The 17,664-nt window shown below is 65.6% G+C and carries 18 protein-coding genes; 8 read left to right on the top strand and 10 right to left on the bottom strand.

The window, feature by feature from the left end; genetic code table 11:
* Positions 1–33 precede the first annotated feature (33 nt).
* The 5 genes from efpL to kynU all read left to right on the top strand — a co-directional run bounded on the left by efpL (position 34) and on the right by kynU (position 5,909).
* Entirely contained in the window at positions 34–597 is a 564-nt protein-coding gene (gene efpL, locus ACFPPB_RS07345) for an elongation factor P-like protein EfpL (RefSeq protein ID WP_377325864.1), read from the top strand.
* Positions 598–775: 178 nt separating this feature from the next.
* Entirely contained in the window at positions 776–2,875 is a 2,100-nt protein-coding gene (locus ACFPPB_RS07340) for an FUSC family protein (RefSeq protein ID WP_377325862.1), read from the top strand.
* 49 nt (positions 2,876–2,924) lie between these two features.
* Positions 2,925–3,959 (top strand): amidohydrolase family protein, encoded by a 1,035-nt coding sequence (locus ACFPPB_RS07335; RefSeq protein WP_377325860.1) that lies wholly within the window; start codon positions 2,925–2,927, stop codon positions 3,957–3,959.
* Positions 3,956–4,480, top strand: a complete 525-nt coding sequence (locus ACFPPB_RS07330; RefSeq protein ID WP_377325858.1) for a hypothetical protein — start codon at positions 3,956–3,958, stop codon at positions 4,478–4,480. Before ACFPPB_RS07335 ends, ACFPPB_RS07330 begins: the two co-directional genes overlap by 4 nt.
* A 109-nt stretch (positions 4,481–4,589) precedes the next feature.
* Positions 4,590–5,909, top strand: coding sequence for a kynureninase (gene kynU / locus ACFPPB_RS07325; RefSeq protein ID WP_377325856.1), 1,320 nt, complete (start codon positions 4,590–4,592; stop codon positions 5,907–5,909).
* 207 nt (positions 5,910–6,116) lie between these two features.
* On the opposite strand, the gene ACFPPB_RS07320 is transcribed toward kynU, so the two are convergent.
* The 4 genes from ACFPPB_RS07320 to bufA2 form a co-directional block, all read right to left on the bottom strand.
* Positions 6,117–7,037 (bottom strand): AraC family transcriptional regulator, encoded by a 921-nt coding sequence (locus tag ACFPPB_RS07320; RefSeq protein WP_377325854.1) that lies wholly within the window; start codon positions 7,035–7,037, stop codon positions 6,117–6,119.
* 87 nt (positions 7,038–7,124) lie between these two features.
* A complete protein-coding gene (locus tag ACFPPB_RS07315; RefSeq protein ID WP_377325852.1) occupies positions 7,125–7,904 on the bottom strand; it encodes an HvfC/BufC family peptide modification chaperone in 780 nt (259 codons plus the stop codon).
* Positions 7,901–8,752, bottom strand: coding sequence for an MNIO family bufferin maturase (gene bufB, locus ACFPPB_RS07310; RefSeq protein WP_377325850.1), 852 nt, complete (start codon positions 8,750–8,752; stop codon positions 7,901–7,903). Before bufB ends, ACFPPB_RS07315 begins: the two co-directional genes overlap by 4 nt.
* Before the next feature lie 76 nt (positions 8,753–8,828).
* Entirely contained in the window at positions 8,829–9,104 is a 276-nt protein-coding gene (bufA2, locus tag ACFPPB_RS07305; RefSeq protein ID WP_377325848.1) for a BufA2 family periplasmic bufferin-type metallophore, read from the bottom strand.
* Between the two features lie 287 nt (positions 9,105–9,391).
* Here bufA2 and ACFPPB_RS07300 point away from each other — a divergent pair, with 287 nt between their 5' ends.
* The 3 genes from ACFPPB_RS07300 (at position 9,392) to ACFPPB_RS07290 (ending at position 11,092) form a co-directional block, all read left to right on the top strand.
* Positions 9,392–9,853 (top strand): DoxX family protein, encoded by a 462-nt coding sequence (locus ACFPPB_RS07300; RefSeq protein ID WP_377325846.1) that lies wholly within the window; start codon positions 9,392–9,394, stop codon positions 9,851–9,853.
* Between the two features lie 136 nt (positions 9,854–9,989).
* Entirely contained in the window at positions 9,990–10,364 is a 375-nt protein-coding gene (locus ACFPPB_RS07295; RefSeq protein ID WP_377325844.1) for a thioredoxin family protein, read from the top strand.
* Positions 10,364–11,092: a cytochrome c biogenesis CcdA family protein gene (locus ACFPPB_RS07290; RefSeq protein WP_377325842.1), complete on the top strand. Its 729-nt coding sequence runs from the start codon at positions 10,364–10,366 to the stop codon at positions 11,090–11,092. Before ACFPPB_RS07295 ends, ACFPPB_RS07290 begins: the two co-directional genes overlap by 1 nt.
* Before the next feature lie 137 nt (positions 11,093–11,229).
* Here ACFPPB_RS07290 and ACFPPB_RS07285 read toward each other — a convergent pair whose 3' ends face one another.
* From ACFPPB_RS07285 to ACFPPB_RS07260, 6 genes are all read right to left on the bottom strand, one after another.
* Positions 11,230–12,486, bottom strand: a complete 1,257-nt coding sequence (locus ACFPPB_RS07285; protein ID WP_377325840.1) for a glutamate-5-semialdehyde dehydrogenase — start codon at positions 12,484–12,486, stop codon at positions 11,230–11,232.
* Entirely contained in the window at positions 12,483–13,658 is a 1,176-nt protein-coding gene (gene proB, locus ACFPPB_RS07280) for a glutamate 5-kinase (RefSeq protein ID WP_377325838.1), read from the bottom strand. Before proB ends, ACFPPB_RS07285 begins: the two co-directional genes overlap by 4 nt.
* Positions 13,655–14,017, bottom strand: coding sequence for a cupin domain-containing protein (locus tag ACFPPB_RS07275; protein ID WP_377325836.1), 363 nt, complete (start codon positions 14,015–14,017; stop codon positions 13,655–13,657). Before ACFPPB_RS07275 ends, proB begins: the two co-directional genes overlap by 4 nt.
* Before the next feature lie 12 nt (positions 14,018–14,029).
* On the bottom strand, positions 14,030–15,325 hold the full coding sequence (locus ACFPPB_RS07270) for an argininosuccinate lyase (protein WP_377325834.1): 1,296 nt from the start codon (positions 15,323–15,325) through the stop codon (positions 14,030–14,032).
* A gap of 105 nt (positions 15,326–15,430) precedes the next feature.
* The gene (gene argC, locus ACFPPB_RS07265) at positions 15,431–16,387 is read right to left on the bottom strand and encodes an N-acetyl-gamma-glutamyl-phosphate reductase (RefSeq protein WP_377325832.1); all 957 of its coding nucleotides are present in this window, start codon (positions 16,385–16,387) and stop codon (positions 15,431–15,433) included.
* 3 nt (positions 16,388–16,390) lie between these two features.
* A complete protein-coding gene (locus tag ACFPPB_RS07260; protein WP_377325948.1) occupies positions 16,391–17,656 on the bottom strand; it encodes an acetylglutamate kinase in 1,266 nt (421 codons plus the stop codon).
* Positions 17,657–17,664 lie beyond the last annotated feature (8 nt).

Raw genomic sequence — 17,664 nt, 5'->3', positions numbered from 1 at the left:
CACTCCTCCTCACTCACTACTCTCCACTGACTTATGAAAGCTTCCGACGTCAAGAAAGGCAATGTGGTCGAACACGACGGCACCGTCTACCAGGTGCGCGACATCGAGCGCAGCTCGCCCAGCGCGCGCGGCGGCAATGTCACCTTCCGTTTCACCTTGTATTCGATTCCCGGCGGACGCAAGTTCGACCTCAGCCTGCGTGCCGACGACGAGCTGCGCGAAATGGACCTGGTTCGCCGCGCGGCGAATTTCTCGTACATGGATGATGGCGCGTTCGTGTTCATGGATGCCGAGGATTACACCCAGTACCCGCTCTCGCCCGAACTGGTCGGCGACAATGCCGGCTACATCGTCGAAGGCATCGAGGGTTATTACGTGCAGCTGATCGACGATGCGCCGGTCGGGCTGCAGGTGCCGAGCAGCGTGATCCTGACCGTGGTCGACACCGCGCCGGAAATGAAAGGCTCCAGCGCCACCAAGCGCAACAAGCCGGCCAAGCTCAACACCGGCATCGAGGTGCAGGTGCCGGAGTACATCAGCAACGACGAGAAGGTGTGGGTGAACACGATCACCGGAGAGTTCGCCGGCCGGGCTTGAGGGCAGGAGTGAGTGGAGAGGAGTGAGAAGTGAGAGAAAGGCAGTTCGAGGCTGCCCCACTTCTCGTCCCACGCAGGCATGGAGCATCGCATCAGGTGGCGCGGTAACCTTGCCCGAGTCATGGCTCTTCTCTCACTTCTCACTCCTCTCCACTCACTCCTAGCCCCTAGCCCGCCCCATGTCCTCCAGCGACTATTCGCTACGCGCCCATGCGATCGAAAGCCTGACCGTCATCAAGCGGCCGGACGTGCCGTGGCAGGTGGTCTTGCGCAATACCGCCGCAGTGGTGCTGCCGCTGGGTGTCGGTCTGGCCATGGGTTATCCGCAGATCGGCCTGGGCGTAGCAGCCGGCGCGCTGGACACCATGTTCTCCGATCAGCCCGGGCCGTATCGGCAACGTCTGCGCCAGCTGCTGCTGGCGTCGCTGGCTGCCGGCGGCGCCGCGCTGGTGGGTTTCGTGATCGGCGGCCACTTGCTGCCTATCCTGATCGCCACCGCCGCCTGCGGATTCTTCGGCGGCCTGCTGGTGGTATTCGGCGTCGATACCGCGCGGGTCGGCATGACCAGCATGATCCTACTGGTGATCACGGCGTCGACGCCGACCCCGCTGCATGAGGCCCTTGGCGGTGCCGTGCTGATCTTCAGCGGCGGTCTGCTGCTTACCATGTTCTCGCTGGCCGCGTGGCCGCTGCAGCGCTACTGGCCCGAACGCCGGGCGCTGACGAACGTTTACACCGGCCTTGCCGCGCTGGCCAGGCAGCAATCGCATGACGACACCGATGTGCCGGCGCTGACCGAGGCGATGACCACGCTGCAGCGAACCCTGCTTGGCCGTCACCGTGCCCATGGCCGCGCGATGGAAGCGTTCGGGGTGCTGCTGGAGCTGGCCGAACGAATCCGGCTGGAGCTCACCGCGATGACCGAGCTGCACGCCGATCCGGCCGCCTACGCGATGTTCCGCGAGGACGCCGCACGCGTGCTGGCGGCGATTGCCGACGCGCTGGCACAAGGCGAATCGCCGGAGCAGGCCGGCCGCGCATTGCAGACCTTGCGCGCCAGCGAGCAGGCGCTGTTCGACAACGACAGCCCTGCTGGCGGCCTGGCCGCGCACATCCATGCCCTCGCCGGCCAGCTGGCCGCGGCGGTGCGCAACGCCGACTGGGCCGGCAGCCGCGGCGAACTGCGTGCCAGCGCCGAAGAAACCCGTCTGCCCAAGGCGCTGCGCAGCGGCTCCACCTGGGCCACATTGCGCGCCAATCTCACGCCGCGCTCGGTGGCATTCCGCCACGCCGTGCGCATGGCGGTCTGCCTCAGCGCCGCATTGTGGATCTCGCGCCTGCTGCAGCTGCCGCACGGCTACTGGCTGCCGATGACGGCGGCGATCGTGCTGCGGCCGGACTTCGCCGCCACCTTCAACTTCGGCCTGCTGCGCGTGCTCGGCACCGTGCTCGGGCTGGTGCTGACCACCGTGCTGCTGCACATCACGCCGGATGAACCGTGGGCGCACCTGGCGCTGATGGCTTTGCTGTGCATGGCGTTCCGTTACCTGGCCACCGCGCACTACGGCTTCGCGGTGGCGGCCCTGACCGGCACCGTGGTGATCCTGCTTTCCTTCGAGGGCGTCAATTCCGGCGCGGCCGTGTCGGATCGGGTGATCAATACCGCGCTCGGCTGCGGCATGGCCTTGCTCGCCTATGTGGCGTGGCCGACCTGGGAACGCGGCCGCGCGCGCGCCGCGCTGGCGGTGATGCTGACTGCCTACGCCAGCTACCTGCGCGCCATGGCGCAACCTGGACCCGCAGGCGCCCGGCGCGACACCCGCACCGCGGCACGAACCGCCCGCACCAACGCGCAAGCCTCGATCGACCGCATGCGCACGGAGCCAGCCACCCCGCCGGAACTGCTGGCGCTGGCCCGCGCACTGTTCGCCAACGGCAACCGCCTGGCGCGCACCGCCATGACGTGGGAGGCATTGCTCGACGATCTCGCCACGCTGCCTGCGCAAGCCGGGATCAGCCGATTCCTCGAGCACGCCGCCGACGCACTGCAGACGGTCGCCGCGGCACTGCGCGAACAGCGTGCGATGGATCCCCTGCCGCCACTGCGTGCCATGCAGCGCGTGCTGGTCGACGTGACCCGGAACGCCGGAGATCGCGCCACCGCCGAGCTGCTGGCGCGGGTCAGCGACCGGCTGGTCGACAACATCGACACGCTCGCCTACGTGGCGAACCGCAACCGTCCGGAACCCGCCGCAGCAACGGACCCGCGGCCGGCCTAGGGATGCGGCGCAACGCGACGCGGCACCGCGAAGGTTTTACACTGCGCGGATGCTCAAGATCGATACCCACGCGCACATCCTGCCCCGCGACTGGCCGAATCTGGCGACCAAGTACGGCGACGACCGCTTTCCGGTGATGACGCATACCGACGAGCGCCACCGCATCTACAAGGACAGCAAGTTTTTCCGCGAAGTGTGGGATTCGGCGTTCGATCCGCAGACCCGCATCGACGACTACGCCCGTTTCGGTGTCGACGTGCAGGTGATCTCCACCGTCCCCGTGCTGTTCTCTTACTGGGCGCCGGGCCATCAGGCGCTGGAGCTGCATCGCCACTTGAACGATCACATGGCCGGCATCTGCCGGGACTATCCGCGTCACTACGCCGGCATCGGCACGGTGCCGCTGCAGGCACCGAAACTGGCGGTGCGCGAACTGGAGCGCTGCATCGACGAGCTTGGCCTGCAAGGCGTGCAGATCGGCTCGCACTGCGGCGGCTGGAATCTGGATGCACCGGAGCTGTTCGCGTTCTTCGAGGCCGCCGCCGACCTCGGCGCGGCGGTGCTGGTGCATCCATGGGACATGATGGGCGCGGACAGCATGCCGAAGTACTGGATGCCCTGGCTGGTCGGCATGCCGGCCGAACAGACCCGCGCCGCATGCTGCCTCGCCTTCGGCGGCGTACTGGAGCGGCTGCCGAAACTGCGCGTGATGCTGGCGCACGGCGGCGGCAGTTTTCCGTCGACGATCGGCCGCATCGAGCACGGCTTCAAGATGCGGCCGGACCTGGTCGCCACCGACAACCCGCGCAACCCGCGCGAATACCTCAAGCGCTTCTATTTCGACTCCTGCGTGCACGACGACCGCGCGCTGCGTTATCTGCTGGATGTGACGGGCGTCGAGCAGGTGATGCTCGGCACCGACTATCCTTTCCCGCTGGGTGAACAGGAACCCGGCAGCGGCATCGAGGCACTGGGGCTGAACGATATCGAGCGTGCCCGGCTGTTCCACGGCACCGCGCTGGAATGGCTGGGCCTGCCCCGCCATCGCTTCGTCCCCGACGTCACCTCCAAGGAATCAGCATGAGTTTTCTCCGCAGCACCGCCACGATCGCGATCGCCCTGAGCGTCACCTTGCTGCTGGCCGGCAGCGTCCATGCCACCGACGTCAGCATGGCCGACGGCAGCGTGCACTTCAGCACGCCGGACAACTGGCTGGGCATCATGGAAACCCAGGGCGACCCGGAAGCGAAGGTGTTCCAGGTGCCCGATCCCTCGCCCACCGGCAAGAACAGCCTCGCCCGCGTCACCGTGACGGTGAAACTGGCCAATGACGTCAACAGTTTCAATCAATACAAGAGCGAGGCCAGCGCGAAAGCGATAGCGCTGCCCGGCTACAAGGCTGCCGCGTTACCGCCCGGGCCGAACAGCTACATCTATACCGCGCAGGAAAACGGCACCGAATTCAGCTACACCGAACATTACTGGTTCAAGAACGGCCACGCGATCCAGCTGCGCTGCGTGCGCCCCAGCCAGAGTCTGGCCGGCGCCGCGTGGAAGGCCGAGTTCGACAAGGGTTGCGAGGCGATCGCGGCGCAATTGAAGTAACACTCCCTCATCCAACCTGTGGGAGCGGCTTCAGCCGCGATGCTTTTTGGCCGGCAAGAGCATCGCGGCTGAAGCCGCTCCCACACGAAGCAAAGCACAGGACACCAGCATGCCCGACTACCAGGCTACCGCCGACTGGGCTCGTGCCCGGGACGCTGCCGATCCGCTGCGCGCGTTCCGCGACGAGTTCCTGATACCGCCGCACGAAATCAACGACGGTTCGCCGTTGGACAACCGCCCGTCAGGCAGCCGGCCGTCAGACAGTGTGTACTTCTGCGGCAACTCGCTGGGCCTGCAGCCGCGCGCGGTGCGCGAGGCGGTCAACGCGGAACTCGATTACTGGGGCGAGCTGGGCGTGGAAGGCCATTTCAAGGGCCGCCTTCCGTGGATGGACTACCACGAGTTCGTGCGTGACGATCTCGCCGCCGTCGTCGGTGCGCAGCCCACCGAGGTGGTGGCGATGAACACCTTGGGCGTGAACCTGCACCTGATGATGGTGAGCTTTTATCGCCCCACGAAAGAGCGCCCGGCGATCCTGATCGAGGCCGGCGCGTTTCCCACCGACCGCTACGCGGTGGAATCGCAGATCCGCTTTCATGGCTTCGATCCGGCCAGCGCGCTGATCGAGCTGCAGCCCGACGAACCGAACGGCACGACCTCGTCCGCCGCGATCGAACGCGCGCTGGCCGAACACGGCGCACGCGTCGCCCTGGTGATGCTGCCCGGCGTGCAGTACCGCACCGGCCAGGCGTTCGACCTCGAGACCATCACCGCGCTGGGACACAAACACGGCTGCGTGGTCGGCTTCGACCTCGCCCACGCTGTGGGCAACCTGCCGCTGCAGCTGCACGACAGCGGCGCCGACTTCGCGATCTGGTGCAGCTACAAATATCTCAACAGCGGCCCCGGCGCGATCGGCGGCGCGTTCGTGCACGAACGTCACGCCCGGGCCGCGCTGCCCCGCTTCGCCGGCTGGTGGGGTCACGACAAGACCATCCGCTTCCAGATGGGCCCCGAGTTCGTGCCGACGGCAGGCGCCGATGGCTGGCAGTTGTCCAACCCGCCGATCCTGGCGCTGGTGCCCCTGCGCGTGTCATTGGAAATATTCCGCCGCGCCGGCATGACCGCGCTGCGGGCGAAGTCGCTGCAGCTCACCGGCTACCTGGAATGGCTGGTGCAGTCGCAGCTGGCCGACGTGCTGCAGGTCGTCACGCCGGCCGACCCGCAACACCGTGGTGCCCAGCTGTCGATCCGGGTGACCGAAGGCCGCGAACGCGGCCGTGCGCTGTTCGGGTACATGATGGAACACGGCATCATCGGCGACTGGCGCGAACCCGACGTGATCCGCATCTCGCCGGCGCCGCTGTACAACCGTTTTGCGGATTGCCTGGCGTTTGCGGAGGCGGTGCGGGAGTGGAGTCGCGGCTGACCGACCTCGCGTCCTGATCGTTCATGTCCGCTTTCGACCGCGGCCTGAAGCGGACCTTGCCATCGCCGGACCTATCGAGCGTCGGGCCGGTTGCTGGCTCCAGTTTCCAGGTCGGCCGACGTATCGTCCAAATGTTCCAGGTATCTGTCCCATGAAGTGGGATTGAAAGAGGCCGCCTTTGCCTGGCGAGTTCCCGGCAACCCGCACTCAGTTTGGTGCGGCACTGGCGATATCGGACCGGAGCTGACCCGGACTGATGCCACTGACGCGCTTGAACAGGCGTCGGAAAGCCGCTTCGCTGCTATAACCCAGCTGTTCGGCAATGCATGCCACGGATTGCTGCCGGTCGCGCAGCAACTGTTCGGCGACGCTCACCCGCCATTGGGTGACGTACTGCATCGGCGGTATCTGCATCAAATGAGTGAAGCGTTCCGCGAAGGCCGAGCGCGACATGCAGGCAAGTCCAGCCAACGACTGCATGGTCCACAGATCGCCAGGGTTTTCGTGCACTGCCTGAAGCACCCTGCTGATGCGCACATCGGCCACAGCGGCAAACAAGCCACGTCGTCCGCCGGCACGTTTGGCGTAGTCGCAAATAGCCAGCGTGAACAGGGCGTCGGCAAGCTTGTTCAACAGCACTTGGCGCCCCGCCTGACCGGCATTGACCACCTCGACCATCATGGCCGACAGCTGCCGGAAGGTGTTTCCGGCATCTTTCGACCGCACCGCGAAACAAGCTGGTAACGCGTGATCGAACGGGTGATGCATGTTCCCGGAGAATCTCATCTCGCCGCAGATAAGACTGGTCTGATCCGGGTTTTCCAGATCCGATGGCCCTTCGATGCTCAGCCGGTGAGGGTCGCCCTGCGGGAAAAGGACCAGATCTCCGGCCTCCAAGTGCATGGCGTGACCGAGCACGGCCGATTCGACTTTGCAACGACCTGCACCGACCAGATGGAAAAGGCCGCCAGGGTACCGTGGCTCATCGAGAAACCACGAACCACAACGATGCCACTCGGCAACAATCGCCACTCGCAGCATCGACTGATTCAGCAGCGACTCGAGAGCCGGCTCGATCAGCGGTGGACGATGTTCATTCGACAGGCTCGGATTGGGTTCGATATACACAGGCGGCCTTTCCGGCAAGTGGCTCTCTTGGCCTCTTTCGCCGGTGGCGTGCCGGCGGTTACATCAGCCCCCATATCCGATGTGGCCTCAGTCCAGCAGCTTCCCGCTGATCAGACCGTCGATGAGCCATTGCTGCAGAAACCCGACCATGCGCGGCAAGGCATCGGCAGGATCGTGATGTTCGGCGGCCAGCTCGCACAAGACAGCGAATCGCTCGCCCCTGATCGCACCGTTCAGTGCCGACAATTCGTCCATTCCAATGGCCCGGTAGCGCACCGTCAGCGATTGTCGCCAGACCAGCAGGTGGCGCGGCTTGCCATGGCGGCGCAGTCGCGGGCGCTTGTCATCGCGATCCGCGGCACGGCGAAAATCTTCGATGTTGTGGTGGGTGGAAAGGATTTGCAGGTGATGCTGCGGAAGAAGGCGCAGATTCACCCAGTCATCGGGGGCCACGGCGGCCAGATCCGCAGCGGTGAGCACCGGTTCGTCAGCCGCGTCGAAAGAGGTGGAGATGGCCCAGTCCAGCCGTGCCATGTCGGCCAGCGCGGGCCTGTCGCGCCAAGGCAGGCCATATTCCAGAAAGGCCGCGACGCCTGCGCCGTGCCAGCGGATGTTGTAGTGCCCGGACGGATGCGCTTCGACGTAGCGATTCAGCAAGCTGTCGAAACGCCGGCCCAGCATGACGCCGAGACCGGGAAATTCCGTGGCCAGTGCATTGCGCAGGCGAATGCGGTAGCCGTCGCGATAGATCGCCAGGCGAGTCGCGGCATCCGCGCGTGCATCGTCCCGCAGCTCCTGCAGCGGTGGCGACTTATCGGCAAGCACGGCTTGCAGCATGCGCTGCTGAAGCTCCCTCAGCTGGTTCATGCCGCTGCTCGCAGCAAGGGCTCGGCAAGCAGGCGCGCGCGATCGAGCTCGGTCAGCAAGTCGACCAGAGGCGGCATATGGTCGTCGCGCTCGATCATCGTGGAGACCCTGCCATACCGACGCACCGCTTCGACATAGAGGTTCCACACGTCATCGATGATCGGTGCATCGTGCGTGTCGATCAGCAGCGGTGTGCCTTGTTCGTGACCCGCCAAGTGGAACTGCTGAACGCGCGTCGCCGGGAGGCCATCGAGATAGTCCAGCGGCGAGAATCCATGGTTGTGGGCACTGACATGGACGTTGTTGATATCCAGCAGGATCAGGCAATCGGCACGTTCAGCCACGGCCGCCAGGAATTGCCATTCCGTCAACTGCGCGTCGGCGAAGCGGATGTAGCTGGATACGTTTTCCAGCAGGATGCGTCGGCCAAGCGCATCCTGCACGCGGCGTACGCGATCGATCACATGCGCCAGCGCCTCTTCGGTATACGGCAATGGCATCAGGTCGTGCAGGTTGACGCCCTGCACGCCGGTCCAGCATAGGTGATCGGAAATCCATGCCGGTTCCACGCGGCGGGCGAGTGCGCAGAGCCGCGCAAGATAACCCTCGTCCAGCGAATCGGTGCCGCCGATCGACATCGACACACCGTGCATCACCAACGGAAAGCGCTCGCGGAATTTGTCCAGCCATACCAGCGGACTCCCGCCGGGGATCATGTAATTCTCGGAAACGATTTCCAGCCATTCGACGTTGCCGGGCTGTTCGAGCAGGCTTTCGTAATACTCGACGCGCAGACCGAGGCCGTAACCCAGATGGGGAAAACGTTCGGTATTTGTCTGGTTAGTCATGGTTTCGAAGGCTGCGCAGAGATGCGGGAGGAAGGGGGCTTTCCGCCAGCAGTGCGGGAAGCCCCCTTCCGGCGAATCAGGAGGCCTTGTTGGCCGCCTGGGCCGCACTGCAGTCCGCCTGGGTCTTCTGCATGGTGAAGCCCTGGCCCTTGCAGGAGTTCTGACCCTTGCACGAATTGGTGGCCTGCTTGCATGCACCATGGCCTTTGCAGGATGACGAGTTCATGCATTTGACCGCGGCGGTATGGCCGGCGCTGCTGGGCGACGCAACGGCGGACGAGATCGAGCTCATCGCAAACAGGCCGGCAACCATGACAGCCATTGCGGCACCGTTGAGTTTGTTGGTATTCATTAGGTAACTCCAATTAAGTCGTATGGACCGCCATCGAATGCGGCATGGGAGATGTCTAGCCGGCCCGGGCTGCCTTGTCGCATCGAGCCGATTCCGACAGGCATATTTTCGACAGTCGCCTGTGCTCCTGACTGTTCCCCTGCATCCCGTTTTTGTATCCGATCGTCCGGTAGCGAGTGGCTGGCGGCGGGACCGGACGCGCGGCAAGAAAGCATGGACGCACGAACATGGCGTCGGCTCGGGTGCACACGCATGATGCCGTCTCGTCACGTTCACAGGACCAACCGATGCGCCAGTTCATCGCCGACAAGGCTTCACGATTGCTCGAATGGCTACACGCCAGCCGCTGGGTCGGCCCGCTCGCGGTGCGTCTGGTATTCGGCTACTTCTGGCTCGAGACGGGCATTGCCAAAGTACAGAACCTGGATGGCTTCACCCAGCGCTTTGTCGGCTGGCACATTCCCCATCCCGCCTTCAATGCGGCGCTCTCGGCCTGGACCGAGCTGCTGGGCGGCCTCTTCATCCTGCTTGGCCTGTTCACCCGGCTTGTCTGCATCCCGATGATCATCAACATGGTCGTCGCGGTCACCTTGGTGGTGTCAGCCAACTTGATGGGGTTGGACGATTATGTCGAGGCCGACGAGGTGGTCTACAGCCTGATCTTCTTCTGGTTGCTCATCGCCGGACCGGGCAAGGCCAGTCTCGACACATTGGTGGCGCGCTGGTTGGGAATCCGCACGCAAGGCTGATGCAACCGGTGCACGCCACCGACGTCGCCATGCCGTCGCAACGATGGCATGACGTGTAACCCGATGCGCTCATGCAGCGAATGACGGGATACACCGCGTCGCCGCAAATCGAAAAATCACGAGGGTAGCCGTCACCATGAAAAAATTTCTCTTGAGCGTGTTCCTGCTGACGCTGGCATGCGGCGCCGTGGCAAGCGAGGTGCCCTTCAACCAGGCGAAATTCGACCAGGCCAGGGCCGCTGGCCAGCCGGTCGTGGTCTATTTCCATGCGGACTGGTGCCCGACCTGCCGCGTGCAACAGCCCATCGTGGCCCGTCTCGCCGTCGAACCACAGTTCAAGCCGGTGACGATCTTCGAAGCCGACTTCGACACGGAAACCGCGCTGGAAAAGACGCTGAAGGTCGGCCAGCAATCGACCTTCGTGGTTTTCAGCCATGGACACGAAGTTTCGCGTTCCACCGGTCAGACTCAAGAGCCGGCGATCCGCGCCATATTGCAGAAAGCGCTCTGATGGACTTTGGCCTCGCCACTTATGCAGTGAGCCTCCTGGCAGGCGCCGCCTCGATACTGTCGCCCTGTGTGTTGCCGATCCTGCCCATCCTGATTGCCTCGGCACTATCCAGGCACCGTCTCGGCACGGCCGCGCTGGCACTGGGGCTGGCCTTGTCGTTCGCAGTGGTGGGAATTTTCATTGCCACGCTGGGCGCATCGATTGGCCTGGGTACGGAGACGCTGCGACGCGTGGCGGCCACGCTGATGGTGCTGTTCGGTGTAGTGATGCTTTCGCAGCGGCTGCAAGGTGGATTCGCCACCATCAGCTCCCGTGTCGGCTCGAGCGGACAGCGCGCGCTTGGCTCGATCAAGGGTGAAGGCCTGGCGAGCCAGTTCGCCATCGGATTGCTGTTGGGTCTGGTCTGGAGCCCATGCGTCGGACCGACGCTTGGTGCCGCTTCCACGCTGGCGGCACAGGGACGGGATCTCGGGCAGATCGCGTTGCTCATGTTCGTGTTCGGGCTGGGCGCCGGCTTGCCGCTACTGCTGCTGGGCGGGCTGTCGCATGCCACCATGATGCGGATCCGCGGCTCGCTGTCATCGCTCGGGCATGCCGCAAAAGCAGCGATGGGCGGGCTGTTCGTGGTCCTGGGCGCGCTGATCCTGACCGGCTTCGATCGCAAGCTCGAAGCGCTCATTCTCTCGGTCAGTCCCGACTGGCTGGCGAAGCTGACGACTTCCCTGTAACGGGCCGCTTTTGCGGCGAAACAACACCTGGCAGGCCGGGGCGAAACGCCCGCATGGTTGGCGCGCCGGCGTATGCCATGCATGCGGCTTGCGACAAGCTGGAACGGCTCCGGTGTGGTGCCATTCGACTTCACACCCTAGCTCTGCGAATGCCTCACCTGCCCTTCCCCACGCACCACGAAGCGCTCCACCGTGAGCGCCTCGGCACCCATCGGACCATAGGCGTGCAGGCGCGTGGTGGAGATGCCGATCTCGGCGCCCAGACCCAGCTCCCCGCCGTCGCTGAAGCGCGAAGACGCGTTGACCATCACCACGGCCGAGCGGATCGCCTGCACGAAGCGTTGCGCGGCGGCTTCGTCGCGGGTGGCGATGATTTCGGTGTGGTCGGAGCCGTACCGGTGGATATGGGCAATGGCTGCGTCGAGATCGTCGACCACGCGCACGGCGAGGATCAGGTCCAGGAATTCGGCGGCGTAGTCGTCGTCGCTGGCCGCATGCATGTCGGGCACCAGCGCGCGGCTGCGTTCGTCGCCGCGCCATTCGACGCCGCGTTCGCGCAACGCCTGCACCGCCTGCGGCAGGAACGCATCGGCGATGTCCCGATGCACCAGCAGGGTCTCCAGCGCATTGCACACGCCGGGGCGCGAGGTCTTGCCGTCGATCAGCAGGTTCAGCGCGAGCGCGGGGTCGGCGGTGCGATCCACGTACAGATGACAGACGCCCTTGTAGTGCTTGATCACCGGCACGCGCGCATGCTCGGCGACGAAGCGGATCAGGCCTTCGCCGCCGCGGGGAATGGCGAGATCGACGATGTCGCTGAGCTGCAGCAGTTCGATCATGGTCTCGCGGCGCAGATCCTCGACCAGGGTCAGCGCGGCGGCCGGCACGCCATGCGCTTCCAGGGCCGACTTCAACGCGGCCGCGATCGCCGAGTTGGAATGGATCGCCTCGGAGCCGCCGCGCAGGATCACGCCGTTGCCGGCCATCAGGCACAGCGCTGCGGCGTCGGCGGTGACGTTGGGCCGCGCCTCGTAGATCATCGCGATGACGCCCAGCGGAATGCGTACGCGTTCGATGGACAGACCATTCGGCCGTGTCTCGCGGCGCGTCACCACGCCTACCGGGTCGGGCAGCTCGGCCACTTCGCGCAACGCGTCGGCGATGCCGGCCACGCGCGCCGCGTCCAGCCGCAGGCGATCGAGCATCGCGCCCTGCACGTCTTTCGCCGCAGCCTCCCGCATATCCTCGGCATTCGCCGCCAGTACCGCGGCGGATCGTGTTTCCAGCGCCGCGGCCATGTCGCGCAGCAAGGCGCGCTTGGCGTCGCTACCCAGAGCGGCGACGACCTGGGCCGCGTCGCGACAGGCCGATGCCTGCTGCCGAATCGTACTCATGCGCTGATCTCCTGGTCGGGTGCGACGGGATGGTTCATGGTGATGAGGTCGTCGCGATGCACCACCTCGGCGCCGTAGCTGTAACCGAGCACGGCGCCGATCTCGCGGCTGTGCCGTCCGGCCAGCCGACGCACCTCGGCGGCACCGTACTGACTTAGACCGCGTGCGATGGCCTTGCCGGCAGCGTCGACGATCTCCACCAGATCGCCGCGATGAAACTCGCCGTCGGCGCCGAGCACGCCGCCCGGCAGCAACGACACGCGGCCGCCGGCCAGCGCCTGCGCGGCACCCGCGTCGATGCGAATGCAGCCCGGCGCAGCGGGTGCGTGACGCAACCAGTATTTGCGCGCCTGCATGCGGCTGCCCGCGGCAGCGATCAAGGTGCCGCGCAGGCGGCCGTGCTGCAGCGCCTGCACGGTTGCCTCGTCGCGACCACTGAACAGCGCGCTGGGAATGCCGGCCGCGGATGCCTTGACCGCCGCTTCCAGCTTGGTGCGCATGCCGCCGGTCCCCGCCGTGCTGCCGCTGCCGCCGGCCATCGTCAGGATTTGCGGCGTCAGCGCGGCGACATGAGCCACCGGCACGGCATCCGGATCGCGACGCGGATCGGCGCTGTACAGCGCATCGACATCGGATGCGATCAGCAGCAGATCGGCATCGACCAGTGCGGCGACGATCGCGGCGAGATTGTCGTTGTCGCCCAGCTTGAGTTCGTCCACCGCCACGGTGTCGTTCTCGTTGACCACCGGCAGCACGTCCAGCGCCAGCAGCTCGCGCAAGGTCGCGCGCGCATTGAGGTAGCGCCGCCGGTTGCGCAGGTCGTCATGTGTGAGCAGCACCTGCGCCACCGGTCGCGCGGACAGCGACTGCCACAGCGCGATCATCGGCGCCTGGCCCAGCGCGGCCAGCGCCTGGCGCGCGACCAGCGCATCGCCGGCCGGCTTGCGCTCGCGCAGCAGCGCGCGGCCCGCCGCCACGGCGCCGGAGGACACCAGCACCACCTGCCGGCCGGCAGCGTGGCTGGCCGCGATGAAGCCGGCCAGCGCCTCGGCATAACGCGGCGTGAGGCCGCCGCCATCCGCGGCCAGCAGATTGCTGCCCACCTTCAGCACCGCACGACGCCAGTGCGGCAGCGTCTGCTCCGGCAGCGCATGTTGCGACGACGAGGTCATCCTGCGAACTCCATGGGTGGTGCGGCAATGCGGTCGCCGTGGCTTTTCGGGGCGGAGACCACGATGAAGCGAAGGTCCGCCGCCCCGTCGTTGCGCATCTGGTGCGCCAGGCCGGGCGGCACGTGAAGGCCTTCGCCACGTCGCAGCGAATGCCTCACGCCGTCCAGCTCAAGCGTGGCCCCGCCTTCCAGTACGTAGAAGAACTGGCGCGCCTGCGCATGCCGGTGGCGCTGCTCCGCCGCGCCCGGCGGCATGCGTTCCTCGATCACGCTGAGATCGTCGGCGGCGAGCAGGTGCCAGCCGTCGCAGGCGCCACCCCACCGATAGTGCTGCGCATTGCCCGTGCTGACCGCTGTCATATCGCCTCCGCTTCAAGTATCCAGCCGACCCAGTCGTCCGCGCAGTTCATCCAGTCGCAAATCGTTGCCGGCGCCCGGCGAAACACGCGCGGCAAGGCTGCTTTCCGGCGTGCGGCCCTGCCCCGCGGATGCCGCGGTTTCCGCCGCGGCGCGATAAGCATCGCGGAACGGCACGCCGGCGGCGGCCTGCTCGATCGCCACGTCGGTGGCATACATCGCCGGCTCGATCGCCGCGCGCATCGCCGCCTCGTTCCACTGCAGCCGCGCCAGCAGATCCGGCACCAGTTCCAGCGCGCCCAGACCGTGACGGCAGCCATGGAACAGCGAACCCTTGGAGAACTGCAAGTCGCGCTGGTAACCCGATGGCAGGGACAGCAGCTGTTCGATCTCGGTGCGCGCAGCAGCCACGCTGGCGTAGCTGGCACGCAGCAGTTCCACCACGTCGGGGTTGCGCTTGTTCGGCATGATCGAGCTGCCGGTGGTGTATTCCGGCGGCAGCTTCACGAAATCGAATTCGGCGGTGGTGAACAGCGACAGGTCCCACGCCATCCGGCGCAGATCGAGCAGCGCACTGCCGATCGCTTCCAGCACCGCCATCTCGAACTTGCCGCGCGAAAGCTGCGCATAGATCGGCGACACCTGCATACGCGAGAAGCCGAGCGCCTGCGTGGTGTGCCCGCGATCAAGCTTGAGATTCACGCCGTAGCCTGCCGCGGTACCCAGCGGATTGGCATCGATCCACGTCGTCGTCTGCTGCGCGCGCCATGCGCTGTCGATGAAGCCTTCGGCGAAACCGGCGAACCACATCGCGGTGGACGACACCACGGCGCGTTGCAGATGGGTATAGCCGGGCAGCGGCAACGCCGGTTGCGCGGCACGATCGAGACAGACCTGCGCGATCGCGCGGCAATGCACCTGCAGCGTGGCGAGCTGCTCTTTCAGCCACAGCCGGGTGGCCACCAGGATCTGGTCGTTGCGGCTACGCCCCGTGTGCACGCGACGGCCTGCGTCGCCGAGGCGTTCGGTGAGTCGTGCCTCGATCGCCGAATGGCCGTCCTCGTAGCGCTCGTCCAGCACGAATGCGCCGCTACGAAAATCCCCAGCCAGTACGTCAAGCTCGCGCTTCAGCGCGGCGGACTCGTCGGCGCTGACCACGCCGATGTTCGCCAGCCCTTCCACATGCGCCTTGCTGGCGGCGATGTCGTGCAGGAAGAATTCGCGATCCAGCAATACGTCGTCACCGGCGAGGAACTTCATGATCTTCGCGTCGATCTGCACGCCGGTTTTCTGCCAGAGAGGTTGAGTCATAGTCATGTCCTGGTTTTCAATGTAGGAGCCCGCTGGCGGGCGATGCTCTTGTTTTGATTTTTCCTACCCAACATTAAAACAACAGCATCGCCCGCCAGCGGGCTCCTACGGCGAGGGAACGGCGGTGCATTCGTCCACTCCGATCGCGCGGTTGATGTTCTGCATGGCCTGGGTGGCCGCGCCCTTCAACAGATTGTCCAGCGTCGCCACGATTACCACGCGCTTGCCGTCGGCCGACAGGGCAAAACCACCGATCTCGGCATGATGGCGATGAGCGATGTGGCTGACCCACGGCGCGTCGTCCGTGACGCTCACCAGTTTCTCGTGGCCGTAGGCCGCGTGAAAGCGGGCAAGCACTTCTTCGCGCCTCAGCGGACGCGCGAGATACAGATTGGTGGTGACGGTGAGCCCGCGGAAATGCGGTGCCACATGCGGCATGAACTCCACCGGCACGCCGAGCCGGAACGATGCTTCCTTCTCGTGCATGTGTCCGGTGAGCGCATACGGCATCAGATTATCGCGCAGCTTGTCCGGATCGTTCTTGTCCGACGGCGTGGTGCCGGCACCGGAGTAGCCGGAGACACCGAAGCACACCGGTGGTGCGGCCAGCAGATCCTTCAGCGGCGCGATCGACAGCTGCATCGCGGTGGCATAGCAGCCGGGATTGCTGATGCGCCTCTCGCCGCGCCACTTTTCGCGGGTCAGCTCGGGCAGGCCGTAATACCAGGCCGGATCGAAACGGTAGTCGGCGGACAGGTCGACTATCAGCGGATCGACGCCAGCCGCATCGAACGCCGCCACGCAGGCCGCCGCCTTGCCGTTGGGCAGCGCCAGGATCACCACGTCGGTGCCGAGCTTCGGCAGATCCTCATGCGCCGGCGAGCTGTAGCGCAGCTCGCCGCGGTACTCGGGCACATGCGCGTCGACGCGCTGGCCGTCCAGTTCGCGCGAGGAGACGAAGGCCAGCTCCAGCGCCGGATGCGCCGCGATCAAACGGATCAGCTCCACGCCGGTATGCCCGCGCGCGCCGACGATGCCGATGCTCTTCCTGTTCGTGCTCATGCTTCAGTCCGTCAAGGTCGGCTGCCGCTGCGCGCAATGCGCCACGCAGCGGGCGATGGTGTCGAAATCGTGGATGCCGTACCAGAACACCTTCCAGTGCGGCTGCTTGAGGCAGCCGTCCGACTCGGCATAATAGAAAGGATTGACCTGATTGCCGTGGCGCGAGCGCCAGAACAGCTGCGGGTTCTCCTCGCGCATCACCTGCCACACGGCACGCCCCAGACCTTCGCCCTGCGCGTCGTCGAGCACGGCGAATTTGTCCAGATACGGCAAGCCGCCCTCCTCGGCGAGGATCATCGCGGTGCGGTAGTTCTCGCTCACGTAGACGCGCAGCGGCCGGGTGCGCTCAAAATAATCCGGCACCAGCGTGCGGCCGAAACTCGACTCGATCAACGTGCGCATGCGCGCCAGGTCGATGCCTTCCCACGAATCGAATGTCAGTACCTTCTCGCCGCGCCGCACCAGCGTGCCGGAACCCTTGTGGGTGAACAGCTCCTTGGCCAGCTCCGCCGGCCGGGTGATCGACACCGACGAGGTCAGCGGCAGGTCGGCCAGCAGATCGGCGATCTGTTCCAGCTTCACGCGCATGCCGCCGTTGATCCACGGTTGCGCCATCAGATGCTCGTATTCGGTGGACAGATTGATCGAGTCGATCAGCTTGCCGTGCTCGTCGAGCAGGCCGCCGGTGCCAGTGAGGAACACGATCTTGTACGGCTGCAGCACGCGCACCAGCTCGTTGGCGGCGAAGTCGGCGTTGATGTTGAGGATCTGCCCTTCGTCCGTCTCGCCGAGGCTGGCGATCACCGGGATGGAGCCGGCACGCAGGCTGGCCTCGATCGGCGCCAGGTTGATGCTCGCCACCTTGCCGACCAATCCGTAGGTATCGCGATCGAGATAGCTGGCCATGAACACGCCCGATGCCACCGAGGTGGCACGCGTATCCATCGACTGCAATGCCTCGACCAGCTTCAGGTTCTGCTGCTGGAACACGCGGCGCACGATGCCCAGCGCCTTCGGCGAGGTGACCCGCAGGCCATTGACGGTCTGCTTCTCGATGCCGGCCGCCGCCAGTTCCTCGTCCAGCTGCGGGCCGGCCCCATGCAGCACGATCGGAGTGAGCCCGACCTGCTGAAGGAAGGTCAGCGACGAGGCGAGGTCCGCCAACTCGTCGCGCAACACGGCGCCACCCACCTTGACCACGGCAAAGCGCTTGGCGTCGATTTCGGAGAAGCGTTTGAGGTACTGCTGGATTTCCTTCGCGCTGCCCATGCTCGAGA

This window comes from Rhodanobacter terrae, from assembly GCF_042657005.1.
Lineage (GTDB): Bacteria > Pseudomonadota > Gammaproteobacteria > Xanthomonadales > Rhodanobacteraceae > Rhodanobacter > Rhodanobacter terrae.
The sequence above is the reverse complement of the archived record's forward strand: the minus strand, read 5'-3'. Positions and strand labels throughout refer to the sequence as shown.